The 14,091-nt window shown below is 73.7% G+C and carries 16 protein-coding genes; 10 read left to right on the top strand and 6 right to left on the bottom strand.

The genetic code is table 11. From position 1 onward, the window contains the following. Window positions 1–183 precede the first annotated feature (183 nt). The gene (gene ygiD, locus HS048_RS20965; protein ID WP_230881815.1) at window positions 184–1,056 is read left to right on the top strand and encodes a 4,5-DOPA dioxygenase extradiol; all 873 of its coding nucleotides are present in this window, start codon (window positions 184–186) and stop codon (window positions 1,054–1,056) included. Here the strand turns inward: ygiD and HS048_RS20960 are convergent. Both HS048_RS20960 and HS048_RS20955 read right to left on the bottom strand, forming a co-directional pair. Continuing rightward, entirely contained in the window at window positions 960–2,078 is a 1,119-nt protein-coding gene (locus tag HS048_RS20960) for a cobalamin B12-binding domain-containing protein (RefSeq protein ID WP_307832572.1), read from the bottom strand. The genes ygiD and HS048_RS20960 overlap by 97 nt on opposite strands. Continuing rightward, window positions 2,075–3,478: a PP2C family protein-serine/threonine phosphatase gene (locus tag HS048_RS20955; RefSeq protein WP_068904103.1), complete on the bottom strand. Its 1,404-nt coding sequence runs from the start codon at window positions 3,476–3,478 to the stop codon at window positions 2,075–2,077. The genes HS048_RS20960 and HS048_RS20955 overlap by 4 nt, the downstream gene beginning before the upstream one ends. 362 nt (window positions 3,479–3,840) lie before the next feature. On the opposite strand from HS048_RS20955, the gene HS048_RS20950 reads away from it, so the two are divergent. After that, window positions 3,841–5,046, top strand: coding sequence for an Ig-like domain-containing protein (locus tag HS048_RS20950; RefSeq protein WP_231647646.1), 1,206 nt, complete (start codon window positions 3,841–3,843; stop codon window positions 5,044–5,046). A gap of 142 nt (window positions 5,047–5,188) precedes the next feature. Here the strand turns inward: HS048_RS20950 and HS048_RS20945 are convergent, their stop codons facing one another. Further along, window positions 5,189–6,145, bottom strand: a complete 957-nt coding sequence (locus HS048_RS20945; protein ID WP_196468353.1) for a radical SAM protein — start codon at window positions 6,143–6,145, stop codon at window positions 5,189–5,191. A 194-nt stretch (window positions 6,146–6,339) separates the two neighbouring features. Here HS048_RS20945 and HS048_RS20940 point away from each other — a divergent pair, with 194 nt between their 5' ends. After that, window positions 6,340–6,903, top strand: coding sequence for a GNAT family N-acetyltransferase (locus HS048_RS20940; RefSeq protein WP_068904098.1), 564 nt, complete (start codon window positions 6,340–6,342; stop codon window positions 6,901–6,903). Beyond that, entirely contained in the window at window positions 6,900–7,307 is a 408-nt protein-coding gene (locus tag HS048_RS20935) for a DUF952 domain-containing protein (RefSeq protein ID WP_196468352.1), read from the top strand. Before HS048_RS20940 ends, HS048_RS20935 begins: the two co-directional genes overlap by 4 nt. 27 nt (window positions 7,308–7,334) lie before the next feature. Here HS048_RS20935 and HS048_RS20930 read toward each other — a convergent pair whose 3' ends face one another. After that, window positions 7,335–7,526, bottom strand: coding sequence for a DUF6203 family protein (locus HS048_RS20930; protein ID WP_153054649.1), 192 nt, complete (start codon window positions 7,524–7,526; stop codon window positions 7,335–7,337). 155 nt (window positions 7,527–7,681) lie between these two features. Here HS048_RS20930 and HS048_RS20925 point away from each other — a divergent pair, with 155 nt between their 5' ends. The 4 genes from HS048_RS20925 to HS048_RS20910 all read left to right on the top strand — a co-directional run bounded on the left by HS048_RS20925 (window position 7,682) and on the right by HS048_RS20910 (window position 9,472). Continuing rightward, window positions 7,682–7,936, top strand: a complete 255-nt coding sequence (locus HS048_RS20925; RefSeq protein ID WP_068904094.1) for a hypothetical protein — start codon at window positions 7,682–7,684, stop codon at window positions 7,934–7,936. Between the two features lie 163 nt (window positions 7,937–8,099). Next, window positions 8,100–8,567 (top strand): MEDS domain-containing protein, encoded by a 468-nt coding sequence (locus HS048_RS20920; protein WP_196468351.1) that lies wholly within the window; start codon window positions 8,100–8,102, stop codon window positions 8,565–8,567. A gap of 69 nt (window positions 8,568–8,636) precedes the next feature. Next, window positions 8,637–8,984 (top strand): STAS domain-containing protein, encoded by a 348-nt coding sequence (locus HS048_RS20915; protein ID WP_196468350.1) that lies wholly within the window; start codon window positions 8,637–8,639, stop codon window positions 8,982–8,984. After that, the gene (locus HS048_RS20910) at window positions 8,981–9,472 is read left to right on the top strand and encodes an ATP-binding protein (RefSeq protein ID WP_196468349.1); all 492 of its coding nucleotides are present in this window, start codon (window positions 8,981–8,983) and stop codon (window positions 9,470–9,472) included. Before HS048_RS20915 ends, HS048_RS20910 begins: the two co-directional genes overlap by 4 nt. Here HS048_RS20910 and HS048_RS20905 read toward each other — a convergent pair. After that, window positions 9,455–10,495 (bottom strand): tyrosine-type recombinase/integrase, encoded by a 1,041-nt coding sequence (locus HS048_RS20905; protein ID WP_374058799.1) that lies wholly within the window; start codon window positions 10,493–10,495, stop codon window positions 9,455–9,457. The two genes, HS048_RS20910 and HS048_RS20905, sit on opposite strands and share 18 nt — an antisense overlap. Before the next feature lie 339 nt (window positions 10,496–10,834). Here HS048_RS20905 and HS048_RS20900 point away from each other — a divergent pair, with 339 nt between their 5' ends. Further along, window positions 10,835–12,448 carry a PAS domain S-box protein gene (locus HS048_RS20900; protein WP_196468348.1) on the top strand — a complete coding sequence of 538 codons (1,614 nt, stop codon included), beginning with the start codon at window positions 10,835–10,837 and terminating at the stop codon, window positions 12,446–12,448. A gap of 594 nt (window positions 12,449–13,042) precedes the next feature. Next, the gene (locus HS048_RS20895; RefSeq protein WP_196468347.1) at window positions 13,043–13,420 is read left to right on the top strand and encodes a hypothetical protein; all 378 of its coding nucleotides are present in this window, start codon (window positions 13,043–13,045) and stop codon (window positions 13,418–13,420) included. Window positions 13,421–13,546: 126 nt separating this feature from the next. Here HS048_RS20895 and HS048_RS20890 read toward each other — a convergent pair whose 3' ends face one another. Next, a complete protein-coding gene (locus tag HS048_RS20890) occupies window positions 13,547–14,071 on the bottom strand; it encodes an Lrp/AsnC family transcriptional regulator (protein WP_068903911.1) in 525 nt (174 codons plus the stop codon). Window positions 14,072–14,091 lie beyond the last annotated feature (20 nt).

Below are 14,091 nucleotides of genomic sequence, written 5' to 3'. Positions count from 1 at the left end.
CGCGCCGGAAGGGCCCCTGCGGCCGTTCCCCGCCGGGAACAGCCGCAGGGGAGCGCCGGGAGGCCGGCTGGAGCGGGCGCCGCCCGGGGCGCGCCTGCGCGGCGGGCCGGCGCCGCCCGGTTAGGCTGACCGTGCGCCGGGCCGGACGGGAGCCGGGACCGAAGAGGCCGGACGGGGGCCGGGATGAGCAGCGACACCACGGCGGGCCCGATGCCGGCGGCGTTCATCGGGCACGGCAGCCCGATGAACGCCCTGGACGGCAACCGCTACACCCAGGCGTGGCGGGCCTTCGGCGAGGCGGTCCCGCGGCCGCGCGCCATCCTGGTGGTCTCGGCGCACTGGTACATCAACGCCACCGCCGTCACCGCCATGGCCCGTCCCCGCACCATCCACGACTTCTACGGCTTCCCCCGGCCTCTGTTCGACGTCGACTACCCCGCCCCCGGGCTGCCGGAGCTCGCCGCCGAGGTCGCCGACGCCGTCCACCCCACCTGGGTGGGCGCCGACGTCGACAGCTGGGGCATCGACCACGGCACCTGGTCGGTGCTGGTGCACGCCTTCCCCCGCGCCGACGTCCCCGTCGTGCAGCTGAGCATCAACGCCGACAAGGACTTCGACTACCACCTCGAGCTCGGTGCCCGGCTGGCGCCGCTGCGCGAGCGCGGCGTGCTCATCATGGGCAGCGGCAACGTCGTGCACAACCTGCGCGGCATGGACGGCTCACTGCCCGACGCCGGCTACGACTGGGCGCGGCGCTTCGACGAGCAGGCCAAGGAGTCGATGCTCGCCGACCCCGTCGCCGTCGCCGCCCTCGAGGGCCACCGCGACTTCGACCGCGCCGTCCCCACCCCCGACCACTTCCTGCCCCTGCTCTATCTGGCGGGCCTGGCCGGCGCCGACGGCGGCGGCACCGAGGTCCTGGTGGACGGGTACGCCTACGGCTCGCTGTCCATGACCGCCTACACCCTCGGCCTGGCCTGCCCGGGCGCCGGCGACGGCACCGTCCCGGCACCGCCGCTGCCCGGCGACGTCCCGCCCGACGGATCGAACATCTGACAGGCCACCGCGGCCTCCGCCAGCATGCGGCCGGCGCGCGGGAAGTCCCGCAATTCGCGGCCGAAGGCGGCCAGGCCCGCCGCCAGGGAAGCGGCCGGCACGCCCCGGGCCCGCAGCACACCGGCGGTCCAGCCGACGAACTCGGTGAACAGGGAGACGTCGTCGACGTACAGCGCGGCGGCCAGGAAGTCGGCGAGGTGGGCCAGGTCCTCGGCCGTGGACTCCAGCTGCCGCGCGCTGTAGGACGCCGCCGGCGCGTGGGCGGCGACCAGGGCGCGCAGCACCGCGCCGACCACTTCGCCGCGCCGCCGCACCAGCTGGGTGTACTCCCCGTCGGCCAGATGCGCCGGTCCGCCCGCCGGCGAGACCTCCGGGGGGAAGGCCGGCAGGCCGCGGTCGAGGAGGTCGGCGGCGGCGTCGGCGGCAGGCGCCCAGGCGTCGGCGCCCAGCAGCCGTGCGAAGCGGCCGTCGGCCCCGAAGCCGCGCCCGCCGGCCAGGACCGGCACGCCGGCGGCCCGGCAGGCGGTGATGGTGGCGTGGGCGCGCGGCAGGCGGGTGGGCAGCGTGCAGCTGAGCGCGACCGCGTCGGGCCCGGCCTGGTGCAGGTGGGTGATCAGGTGCGGGCCCGGCACGCTGGCGCCCAGGAAGTCGACGTGCCAGCCGCGCAGGCGCAGGACCTCGGCCAGCAGGCGGGTGGGCAGCGCGTGGTACTCGCCGTCGGCGCAGGCGACGGTGATCCGGCCCCGGGCGGGCCGGGGGCCGGAGCGGGCGCGTGCCGCGACGGCCGCCACGACGCGCTCGCTGATCGCGGTGGCCGCGTGCTCGCGGGCCACCGACCACGCGTCGGCGGCCCACAGTTCGCCGACGCGCCGCTGGGCCGGGGCGACCAGGCCCAGCAGCAGCTCCTCGGCCGGGACGCCGCCGTCGAGCAGTTCCAGGGCCAGGTCGACGGCGGCGTACTCGTCGCCTCCTCCGATCAGCGCCAGGTAGCGGTCGGCGGCGCCGGCCGCCGTGCCCGTCACCGGGGCCTGGCCCGGATGGCCAGCAGCGCCCGGTCGTCGTGCTCTCCGCCGGCCAGCCATTCGGTGCCCAGCTGCTCCAGCCGCTGCACCACGGCTTCGGCCGGCATCCCGGCGCAGGTGGCCAGGGCGTCCTTCAGGCGCTGCTCGCCGTACATCTCCCGGCCCGCGGGGCCGCCGAACGCCTCGGTGACGCCGTCGCTGTAGAGCAGGCACAGCTCGCCGGGAGCCAGGTCGACGGCGGCGGGCAGCAGCTCGGCGTCGGGCAGCAGGCCGAGCAGGGTACCGCGGGCGGGCACCTCCTCCACGGTGCCGTCGGCGCGCAGTACGAGCGGCGCCGGATGCCCGGCCGCGGCCAGGTCCAGGCGCAGGCGCCCGCCGGCGGCGCGGTGCAGTTCGGCCGTCACCATGGTCGCGTAGGAGTCGGGCGCGGGGGACTCGATCAGGGACCGGTTGATCAGTGCGGCGAGCCGTTCGGGGCGGCGCTCGACGAGCAGCAGCGCGCGCAGCGACTGGAGGATCTGCCCGGCCAGCACCGCGGCCGGGGCGCCCTTGCCGCACACGTCGCCCAGGACCGCCAGCGGGGCCGCGGCCCGCCCGGAGGCCGCGGGCGCGTCGCCGGCCGCGGGCAGGAAGACGTCGTAGAAGTCGCCGCCGATGCGGGCGGCCTGATGGGCGACGCGCAGCGACCCGGCCAGCTCCACCCCGTCGATCGAGGGCAGGCCGGGGGGCAGCAGCGCGGCGGTCAGCACCGCGTTGACGGCGTTCTGCTCCTGGTGGAGGGCGGCGGCGGAGATGGCCGCGCCGGCCCGGGCGGCGAACAGCCCCGCCAGGGCCTCGATGTCGTCGTGGAAGGCGGGGCCGCCGCGGCGGCGCGCCAGGACGAGCGCCCCGGCGGCCACCCCGTTGCCGGGCAGCGGCGTCACCAGCAGGTGCCCGGCCGGACCGGAGCCGGGTGGCAGCAGCCAGCCGGGCGCCTGCGCGGGGTCCAGCCAGCGGCTGGGCACGGGCGGGAACCCCGCCAGGGCCTCGGCCAGACCGGGCACCCGGGAGGCCTCGGCGGCGGACACGGTGCCTTCCTGCAGGCCGGGGCGTCCGGCGCTCACGCGCAGCCAGGCCGAGCGGCGGGCGTGGTCGGCGGGGAGCACGACCAGCGCGGTGTCGGCCAGGAAGGACGCGGCGAGCTCGGCGGTGGCCCGGGCGCAGCGGCGGGTGTTGAGGGAGGCCGACAGCCGGCGCCCGGCCTCCAGCAGGAACGCGGTGGCCCGGTGCCCGCCCGGCGGGGTGCCGCAGGAGCAGGGGCCGGCGGCCCGCGGGACACCGGGGGACTCGAGGGGCGGTCCGGGGGGAAGGCGGTCCGCCGCGGGAAGGGCGGGGCCGCCCCTCGCGCATCCCTCTGGCATGCCGGACCTTCCGTACGGGGTCATACCGGACCCGGTCAGCCTATCCGCCGATCATCGTGTGGCGGCCGGTGCGCGATGGAGGCGGCGCGGTGAGGTGTCGCGCCACCGGTTTCCGGGCGGGACCCCGTCCGCGGCCCGCCCGCAGCGGGGCCGCGGGCGGCTCCGGGGGGTGGCCTGCCGGTGGGCATACGGGGCCGGATTCATCTTGATGAGCCGGTGACTCCATGTCAACGGCCGCATGACCTTTGAATGTTACCTAAATGTGACACTTTCGGTCTGAACCCTGCACACCCCACGCGCATCTCCTATTAGTGTTTTTAGACGCAGTTTGCTGCCGTATGGGGGATGGGGTTGTGTTGAACGTGGGATCACGACGACTCAGGACGCCGCTGGCCGGACTGGCCGCGGCGGCCACGGCCGTGCTCGTCGCCTCCTGCTCCAGCGGATCGGCCGAGACGGCCCCCGTGGCGGACCGCAAGGACGCCGGCGCCGGCAACACCCAGGCCACCCCGGCCGCACCGGTCATAAAGATCAGCCCCGCCGAGGGCAGCACCACCGTCCGCCCGGACAAGAAGGTGGTCGTCACCGCCGCCGGCGGGCCCCTCGAGCAGGTCACCGTGGAAAGCGACGGCGAGCAGGTCGAAGGCGAGTTCGACGCCGCCCGCGGCAAGTGGGTCTCCACGGGGCCGCTCAAGCCCGCCAGCGACTACACCGTCTCGGCCACCGCCGCGGGCGGAGTCACCGCCAGCAGCTCCTTCACCACGCTCAAGCCGAAGATCGAGCTGGCCGTGGCGGACGTGACCCCCGCGGTCAAGGGGGAGAAGGTCGGCGTGGGGGCGCCGATCATCGTCAGGTTCAACCACCCCATCCCCTCCAAGGCGGGCAAGGCCAACGTCGAACGGGCCTTGGAGGTCGAGGCCGAGCACCCCGTCGAGGGTGCGTGGCGGTGGATCGACGACACCACCGTGATCTACCGCACCGCCAAGTTCTGGAAGGCCCACCAGAAGGTGACCTTCACCGCCCACCTCGAAGGAGTGCAGGGCGGCAAGGAGATGTACGGCACCAAGGACCTGACCAAGACCATCCGCATCGGCGCCGCCCAGATCTCGACCGTCGACACCCGCAAGAAGAACATGATCGTCAGGCGGGACGGCAAGATCGTCAAGAAGATGCTGATCAGCGCCGGCATGGCCACCACCCGCGCCTACACCACCACCAGCGGCGTCCACCTGGTGATGGGCAAGTCCAACCCCGAACGGATGATCTCCCCGGGGTTCGAGAAGGGTCACCCCGAGTACTACGACGTCATGATCAACCATGCCGTCCGGTTCTCCAACAGCGGCGAGTACGTTCACGCCAAGGACAACGTCTGGGCCCAGGGCCGCCGCAACGTCAGCCACGGCTGCATCAACGCCCGCCCCGACCAGGCCAAGTGGTTCTACGAGAACGCCCAGCGCGGGGACGTGATCACCATCAAGGGCACCGACCGCGAGGTCGAGTGGAACAACGGCTGGAGCTACTGGCAGCTGTCGTTCAAGGAGTGGAAGAAGGGCAGCGCCCTGTCCTGACCGGCCGCACCGCCGGCGGCCGGAACGTTCCCGCCGCCGGCGCGCACGGCAGCCGCACACGGAACCGCGCCCGCACCGCGAGCGCCCGCCGCCGGCGCGCCGGACGGTCCCGCCTGCCGCCCCGGCCCCGGACGGGCGCTCTTCAGATGAGCGACAGCTGCCGCGCCGCCGCCACCGCCGGCCTGCCCGCCGGCGGGCCCACCGCCAGGCCGTACCGGGCGGCCAGCGCCTCCACCTGACCGGCCACCCGCGCCGCGTAACCCGCCTCGACCTCGGCGCCCCCGCCGTACAGCTCCCCGTAACGGGCCACCAGCTCCGGATGCCGCTCGGCCAGCCACGACAGATACCACTCCCGGGCGCCCGGCGGCAGGCGCAGCACCTGCGGCTCCAGGCTCACCGCCCCCGCGGCGGCGATACGGCGCACGGTGGCGGCCAGCTGGTCGGGGGAGTCGGTCAGCAGCGGCAGGACCGGCGCCATCGCCACCCCGCACACCACCCCGTGCTCGGCCAGCGCCGCCACCAGCTCCAGGCGCTTCTGCGCGCTGGGCGCCCCCGGCTCGACCGCCCGGCGCACCTGGTCGTCGACGAACGCCACCGACACCGCCACCCCCGCCCCGGCCGCCCCGGCCAGCACGGCGGCGTCCCGCAGCACCAGCGGGCTCTTCGTGCGCACCGTGAACGCCGCCCCCGCCTCGGCCAGCGCGGCCACCACCCCGGGCATCAGCCGGTAGAGCTCCTCGGCGTGCTGGTAGCAGTCACCGGTCAGGCCCACCGCGACCGGCCCCCCGTCCCACCTGCGGGCCAGCTCGGCCCGCAGCCGCCGCACGATGTCGGTGCGCACCACGATCCGCGAATCGAAGTCGGCGCCGGAGTCCAGACCCAGGTAACGGTGCCCCCGCCGCGCCGGGCAGTAGCGGCACGCCTGCACGCACCCGCGGTACGGGTTGACCGCCCAGCCGCCGGGCACGGCCTCCAGCGCGGTGCGGGCCCGCACCTCGTAGCAGGTCAGCGCGCCATGGACCCGCCTCACCGCGGTGCGCTCGATCCGCGGCCGGGGGTCGGGCGCCTCGGCCACCAGCGCAGGGGAGTCCCATCCCATACGGCCCAGTGGAACACGCTTTCGACTCCGTCCGCAACCGGTTCACCCCGGAGCGGCCCCGCGCGCCATCGCCGCGGCGAGGCCCGCCGGAAGACCTCCCCGGACCCCGCCGCCGCGACCACCGGCCCCTCCCGCCCCCGCCCCGCGCCGCCGCGGGCCGCTCGCTCCCGCCCCGCGTGTCCTAGGCTGGCGGAGTGCTGAAACCCGCCTACCCGATCCGCACCGAGCGCCTCCTGCTGCGCCCCTTCACCCCCGGCGACCTGGACGCCCTGCACGCCGTCCAGTCGCTGCCCGACGTCACCCGCTACCTGTACTGGGGACCCCGCGACCGCGAGCAGGTCCGCGAGGCCCTGGAGGTCAAGACCGGCCAGACCGCGCTGCTCGACGAAGGCCAGGCACTGTCCCTGGCGGTGGAGGTCGCCGCCACCGGCGAACTGGCCGGCGACGCCCTGCTGTTCTGGCACAGCCGCGTCCACCGCTCCGGCGAGATCGGCTACGTCTTCCACCCCGACCACCACGGCCGCGGCTACGCCACCGAAGCCGCCCGCGCCCTGCTCGAACTCGCCTTCGACGGCCTGGACCTGCACCGCGTCGCCGCCCGCCTGGACGGCCGCAACACCGCCTCGGCCCGCGTGCTGGAACGCCTGGGCATGCGGCGCGAGGCCCACCTGGTGGAGAACGAGTGGGTCAAGGGCGAGTGGACCGACGAACTGGTTTACGCGATCCTGCAGCGCGACTGGCGGCGCACGGCCCGATGAACCGCACCGCGCACGACCCCGGGGACGCCCCGCGGCACAGCCGCACGGCCGTCCCCGCCCTCATCCTGCACCTGGCCCTGAGCGCCGACTGGCAGGCCGCCCGCGCCACGGGGGAGTACCGCGTCTCCACGCTGGGCCGGACCCTGGAGCAGGAGGGCTTCATCCACGCCTGCGCCGACCGCGCCCAGCTGGACGGCGTCGCCGGCCGGTTCTACCGCGGCGTCACCGAACCGCTCACCCTGCTCACCGTCGACCCCCGGGGACTCGACGTCCGCATGGAGGCCCCGGCCGCCCCCGACACCGGCACCGGACCCGCTCCCGCCTCCACCGAGACCTTCCCGCACGTCTACGGGCCGATCCCCGTCCGCGCCGTCGTCTCCGCCACCCCGTTCACCCTCCCCTGACCGGGCGCGGCACCGCCGCAGCGCACCTCACCGGCGCGCCCGCGCCCGATCGACCGGCCGCCGGCCCGCCCGCCGCACACCGGAACCCCGCACCGCACCGGCCTGCGCCGCCCGCCGCCTCCTGCGCCGCCCCAGCAGCCAGCCCGCACCCAGCACGGCCAGCCCCAGCGGAGTACGCGACAGCCACCGCGTGGCCACGATCTTCGCCAATCTCCTCATCGCCGTCCCCTGCCCGGCCCGGCCGCCCGTATGCGCGACCAGGACGCGCCCGCCCGGCGAGACACCCCGCCGACCGGCTACCGCCGCGACGGCGACCGGGATTGAATAGGCCGGTGTAAGACTGATCGACACCGAGAAAGCGAGACCGCGCCCCCATGACCGACACGCTCTCCATCATCCTGCTGACCGTGCTGTTCGCAGTGCTGGTCATCGGCCTGATCCTGCTGGCCGTACGGCTGGCCCAGCGGCCCCGCAACGCCCTGCTCGGCAGCACCCTCAGCCCCGAACTGGTCGAACAGGTCCGCGAACTCAAGACCACCGGCCAGTTCGACCAGGCGGTCTTCATGGTGCGCGGCGAGACCGGGATGAGCCACCGCGCGGCCAGCCGCTTCGTCAAGAAGATCCACTGACCGGGCCCGGCGCCCGGACCCCGCACAGGCCACCGGCACCCGGCCGCCCCCGACACCGTAGGATGAGACGGCCACCCCCGCTCCACCGGGCCCGCGACACCCCGGCAACCGCCGACCCGACCGCCCCCGCCGACACCACCGCGCAGATCGCGAGGCCGCTCCGATGACAGCAGGCGCCCTGGTCCGCCAGGTCCGCGACGTGGAACCGGGCGACCACCTGTGCCTGCCCTTCTCCGACGACGCCGAGCAGCGCGAAGTGGCCACCGCCTTCATCACCGGCGGCCTGGCCCGCGGCGAACGCGTCCTGTACTTCACCGACCGGCGCGCCCCCGAGACCGTGCACTCCTGGCTGCCCGCCGACGACCTCGCCGCAGCCCTGCGCAGCGGGCGGCTGAGCGTGCGCACCGCCGAGGACAGCTACCTCGCCGTCGGCCGCTTCGACCCCGACGCCATGGTCACCGCCCTCAAAGAGGAGACCGAACGCAGCCTGCGCGACGGCTGCACCGGCCTGCGCGTGAGCGGCGAGATGAGCTGGGCCCTGCGCGACGTCCCCGGAGCCGAAGGACTCGAGGACTACGAACGCAAGGTCGCCGCCGTCTTCGCCACCGGCCTGTCCAGCGCCGTCTGCTAGTACGACACCCGCCTGTTCGGCCCCGCCCGCACCCGCGTCTTCACCCGCTGCCACCCCGGGGTCGTGGGCATGAACACCCTCTACCACGACGGCCTCGTCCGCATCGTCCCCGCCTACCAGGCAGGACACCGGACCATCCGCGTGACGGGCACCATCGACCAGAGCAACGCCCACGGACTCGCCGCCGCCCTGCAGGCCGCCGCCGACCGGCACGGAGACGTCCACGTGGACCTGAGCGAACTGGAGTTCATCGACGTCGCCGGCCTGCGCACCCTGACCCTCGCCGCAGGCCGCCTCGACCCCGCCCGGCGGCTCCGGCTCCTGCACCTGGCCCCCATGCTCCGCGACATCATGCACCTGGTCGGCTGGGACCGCGAACCACAACTGGTCCTGACCACCGAAGCGGGCCGCCCATGACCACCGACCAGCACACCGGGCCCGCCCACCACGCACCGACCCACGACTCCGACCAGGCCCTCCACGACACCCGCGACCACCGGCTCACCGACCACGGACACGGACACGGCGCCAGCATGCACTTCGACAGCGACCTGAGCAAGGTCCGCACCTTCGTCACCGCCCAAGCGGCGACCCTCGGCATATCGGACGACGACACCGAGCTCCTCGTCTTCGCCGTGAACGAGGTCGCCACCAACGCCGTCCAGCACGGCGGCGGAACAGGCGAGATACGGCTCCACCGCCACGAGGGCAAAATCATCTGCGACATCGGCGACCCCGGCCACCTGACCGGCGGCTTCACCGGCCACCCGCCCCCCACCGAACCCCACCACGGCCGAGGCCTGTGGGTCGTACGCCAGCTGTGCGACCTCGTCGAGATCCACACCCGCCGGCGCGGCACCGTGGTCCGCCTCCACCTCACCCTCACCTCAGCCGCCCAGAGCTGAAGCCCCCTCCCCGCCCGCCGCGACCGGACCGGCCAGCAACCGGTCCAGCACGCCGTACGCCGGATTGCCCTGCGCGGCCCGCCGCACCTCACGAGCCGACGAGGCCACATAGGCCTGCCCCGTCACGATGGACGAATGCCCCAGCAACTCCATCAGCTCGTGCGCCGACGCCCCCCGCTCCGCCAACCGCGTCGCGAACTCATGCCGCAGCGCATGCACCAGCGTGCCCCGCTGCACCCGATCATGAACACCCGCGTACCGGTAGCACTGCCGCACGAGATACTGCAGCCCGCCCCGCCGCAACGGCTCACCCGCCGTGTCCACCAGCAACGCCGCCGACCGCGGCAGCGAAGCGAGCCCGAACCGCTCCATCCGGCTGCGCAGATAACGCTCGACCAGCTGCTCCACCGGAGGCTCGATCGGCAGCGACCGCGTCCGGCCGCCCTTGCCCAGAACCTGAACCCGCCGATCACCGGGAGAACCCCCGATCGACCCCAGCGTCAACCCCAGCAGCTCCGCCGACCGCATCCCCGTCACCAGCGCCAGCCCCAGCACCACCAGATCCCGCTCCACCCACGGATCACGCGCCTTGCGGGCCCCCGCCGCGATCCGCTCCAGCAGCGTCGCCGACGCCGTACCGTCCCCCAGGAACGGCTTCGGCGCCTTGGCCGGCTGCCTCGGCCGGGGGACCGCCGCCATCGGATTGCCCTCCAGCAGCCCCTCCGCCACGCAGAAGGTCAAGAACTGGTTCCACGCACTCCACGCCCGGTTGACACTGGCCGCCGACCGGGGCTGCGAGAACTCCGCGAACGCCCCCCGCACCAGCCGACCCGCCAGCGCCCTGACCTCCAGATCCGCCACCGGCACACCCGCCAGCCCCGCCGCGATCTCCGCCACCAGCCGCAGATCCCGCTCATAACCCGCCACCGTGTTCACCGACAGCTTCTTCGCCCGCAGCGAGGACAAGAACTCCGCCACAGCCTCCGGCACCCGCAGGAGCACCAGCGGATCACCACCCACCACAGCCTCCATCCGCCACGACGGCCTCCCACCACGCTGGGCAGAATTATGCACCGGCCGACCGGCCGACCCCCTCCCATACCGGCCGACCGGCGGGAGGCACCCCCCGCCCCCACGGCCCTGCCCGCGGGCGGCATACCGGAACGCGAGCAGGGAAGGCTCCCGCTGACGGACCCAGACCGCATCCAGACCGCACCCGGCCCGCCCCCGCGCAGGCCGCCGAAGACCCGCCGACCACCACATGAACCGACCACGCCCCGCCCACCCGCCCGCCACCACCGCCCACCGGCCCCGATCCGCCCGGCCCGACCCACCCGCCTCCCGGAAGTGAGGAAAAAGGCCATGCCGGACACCGACCGGGAGAAAGCACTGGTGGAACTGCTCGACAGCACCACCGCCTCGGTACGGGCCGCCGACGAGCTCGAACCCGCCGCCCGGGCCGCACTCGAAGCCGTCTGCAAACTGACCGGCTGGCCCCTGGGCCACCTGTGCGTCCCCGCCGGATCCACAGACGGGTTCGTCTCCTCCGGCATCTGGGTCGGCGCCGCCGAAGAGTTCCCCGGCCTGCGCGAGGTCACCGCCCGCACCGTCTTCACCAGCGGCGCCGGCATCGTCGGCAGAGTCGCCGCCACCGGCGAACCCGTCTGGTCGCACGACGTCAACCGCGACCCCAACTTCGTACGGGCCCACCAGGGCGCCGACCTCGGAGTGGGAGCCGCGTTCGCCTTCCCCGTCATGGCCGCCGACGGCGTCGTGGCCGTACTCGAATTCTTCTCCACCCGCACCGTCCCACCCGACGCGCCGCTGATGCGCGTCATGGCCAACCTCGGACACCAGCTCGGCCGCGTCGTCGACCGGCGGCGAGCACGCGAAGCACTGGAAGCCAGCCGGGCCCGCACCGAGCAGATGATCGAAACCTCGATCGAGGCGTTCATCGCCATGGACTCCGCCGGCCGCATCATCGGCTGGAACGCCGCAGCCGAACACATGTTCGGCATACCCTGCGGTGAAGCCCTCGGACGCATACTCGCCGACACGATCATCCCGCCCCGCTACCGCACCGCCCACCGCGACGGCCTCAACCGCTTCCTCACCACCGGACGCCCCAAAGTCCTCAACCGGCGCTTCGAGATCACCGCCCAACGCCCCGACGGCACCGAATTCCCCATCGAACTCGCCATCTGGCCCATCCGCGACCAAGACCAGTGGCTCTTCAACGCCTTCCTGCACGACATCACCGACCGCCGCCGCGCCGAAGAGGCCCTGCGCGCCGCCTACGAACAGGAGCAGGCCACCGTCACCCGGCTCAAGGAACTCGACCAGGCCAAGAACGACTTCATCGCCACCGTCTCCCACGAACTGCGCACCCCGCTGACCGCCATCAGCGGCTACCTGGAAATGCTCCTGGAAGGAGACGCCGGACCGGTGCCCGCCTCCCAGCAGCGCATGCTCAACGCGATGGCGGGCGGCGCCGCCCGCCTCCACCACCTGGTCGAAGAACTCCTCACCGCCAACACCATCGACACCGGAAAACTCCTCATCACCCCCGAACCCGTACACGTCCGCGCCGTCATCGACCGGGCCCTGCAGTCCACCGCAGAGCTCGCCCAACGCCACCGCCACACCATCGACGTCCACCTCGACGACGACGTCGGACACGTCCACGCATCGCCCCCCGGCGCGACCGTCACCGTGCACGCCTCCACCGCCGGCCGCACCACGTCCATCTCCGTGACCGACACCGGCGTCGGCATCCCCGCCGAGGAACTGCCCCTGGTCTTCGACCGCTTCTACCGCACCCGCCTGGCCACCGAACAGGCCGTCCAGGGCATCGGCCTGGGCCTGACCATCGCACGGTCCATCGCCGAAGCGCACGGCGGGACCATCACCGCCACCAGCACCCTCGGTGAGGGCTCCACCTTCACCCTCACCCTGCCCACAGACTCTCGCACCTGACCGCCGTGCCCGTCCGAGCCCCATCACCGCGGACATCCACCGAAGAAGCGCCCTCCGGCAGGCCCGGAACCTGCCGCCGGGGGAGTGGCGACCCTGCCGAAGACGAAGCGCACCGGTGCCGGACCGGGCTCCCTGTCAGATTGGAACCATCCATCCCCGACGGCACGGAAGCACGGACGGGGGAGAGGCGCACAACACGAGTCCCCGGACATGAACGAGGCGACGTGCGCCCACGGACCCTCAGAGCGACCCGCAGGGCACCGGCCGCGCCAGCGCCCACCATCGCACCGGCGTACGTCGGCGCAGCCGGAACCGCGATAACCGCGATACCGGTCTGCGGCCGGGGCCCCTGACTCGAGGAGGATCATCGGCTCGGCACCGGTGAGCGGCTGGAGAAGCCTTCCAAGGGGAGGGGATCACAAATGCAGCATAAGTGCGATTATGCATCAAACATGCTCCGACCGGCGGGACGATCGGGGCGCCTTCCGGGGTAACCTCGCATTCCCGGGGAGAAACCCGTACCGCCGGCGGATTCACGCACCGCCGCCGCCACCCGCTCCGGCGGGAAAGCGTCCCATCCACGAAGGAGGACGGATGACAGCGGCGCGAGTCCTGGTGATCGGCCTCGATCCCGCCGGGATCCAGAGCTGGGATCCGGAGCCGGTCCAGGCGGCGATCGCCCGCGGCCGGGCCCGGTTCGACGATCACGGCCTCGAGGCCGACTGGTGCCTGGTGGCGCTCGACGAGGACCCCGAAGAAGCGATCACGCAGGCGCTGACCGGCGCGGACTACGCCTGCGTGGTGATCGGAGGCGGCATCCGCGGGCACGAACCACTGCTCGAACTGTTCGAGAAGGTGGTCAACCTGGTGCGCCGGTACGCGCCCGATGCGGCCATCGCCTTCAACCGCGGCCCCGAGGACTGCGCCGACGCGGCTCTGCGGTGGCTGCGCCGGCCCGGCGGGACCGGTTGAAGGCGCCGCGCCGTCTCCCGATGCGGACTTCCGGCCCATCATGTCTTATACCGGACAGAAGCTGAATTCTGTTCGGTATAAGACATTCAAGCGGATCTCCCCCGCCTCCGGAGGAAGGGGCGAAGATCACGAGCGGTCCGTTGCCGGACCGCTGCGCCCGACCGCCGCGTCCGGCGCCGTCGCGCTGTCGGCCAAGGGCTGGACGCGGTGGGCGACCACGGTGGACAGGGCGATCACGGTACTGCTCCGCCGTACACCCGGGATGGCCAGCGCACGGTCGATGACCTCCCGGACGTGCTCGTGGTCCCGGCCGGCGATCCGGCACCAGACGTCACCGGGACCGGTGACGATGTGGGCCTCCAGCACCTCGGGAATCGCCGTGAGCGCGGCGGAGATCCCGGCGCGGGAGACCTGCTCCACCTCCAGCGTGGTGAAGGCCTGCACCGGGTAGCCCAGGGCGTCCGGTGAGAGGTTCGGGCCGAAGTCGGTGATGACGCCGTCAGTGACCATCCGGTCCAGCCGGGCCGAGACGGTGCCCCGGGCGACGCCCAGGAGGCGGGCGATCTCCAGCAGACCGGTCCGCGGGCGCGCCCTGATCAGCTGGAGCAGTCTGCGGTCGAGGTCGTCCAGGCCCCTCCTGCGTGCTGCCAATCTGTCCACCTCCGTGGTGC

Origin of the sequence: Planomonospora sp. ID91781, assembly GCF_015711595.1 — a bacterium.
Taxonomy (GTDB): domain Bacteria; phylum Actinomycetota; class Actinomycetes; order Streptosporangiales; family Streptosporangiaceae; genus Planomonospora; species Planomonospora parontospora.
Note: the sequence above shows the minus strand (reverse complement) of the source record. Positions and strands in the feature narration are given on the sequence as shown.

Bases quoted from the DNA above. Each gene is read 5' to 3' on its own strand.
- HS048_RS20955 (WP_068904103.1), bottom strand. From the start codon at position 3,478: ATGCCAGAGGGATGCGCGAGGGGCGGCCCCGCCCTTCCCGCGGCGGAC.
- HS048_RS20915 (WP_196468350.1), top strand. From the start codon at position 8,637: ATGAACACCCTCTACCACGACGGCCTCGTCCGCATCGTCCCCGCCTAC.
- HS048_RS20930 (WP_153054649.1), bottom strand. From the start codon at position 7,526: ATGAGGAGATTGGCGAAGATCGTGGCCACGCGGTGGCTGTCGCGTACT.
- HS048_RS20920 (WP_196468351.1), top strand. From the start codon at position 8,100: ATGACAGCAGGCGCCCTGGTCCGCCAGGTCCGCGACGTGGAACCGGGC.
- HS048_RS20945 (WP_196468353.1), bottom strand. From the start codon at position 6,145: ATGGGATGGGACTCCCCTGCGCTGGTGGCCGAGGCGCCCGACCCCCGG.
- ygiD (WP_230881815.1), top strand. From the start codon at position 184: ATGAGCAGCGACACCACGGCGGGCCCGATGCCGGCGGCGTTCATCGGG.
- HS048_RS20900 (WP_196468348.1), top strand. From the start codon at position 10,835: ATGCCGGACACCGACCGGGAGAAAGCACTGGTGGAACTGCTCGACAGC.
- HS048_RS20895 (WP_196468347.1), top strand. From the start codon at position 13,043: ATGACAGCGGCGCGAGTCCTGGTGATCGGCCTCGATCCCGCCGGGATC.
- HS048_RS20935 (WP_196468352.1), top strand. From the start codon at position 6,900: ATGAACCGCACCGCGCACGACCCCGGGGACGCCCCGCGGCACAGCCGC.
- HS048_RS20910 (WP_196468349.1), top strand. From the start codon at position 8,981: ATGACCACCGACCAGCACACCGGGCCCGCCCACCACGCACCGACCCAC.
- HS048_RS20925 (WP_068904094.1), top strand. From the start codon at position 7,682: ATGACCGACACGCTCTCCATCATCCTGCTGACCGTGCTGTTCGCAGTG.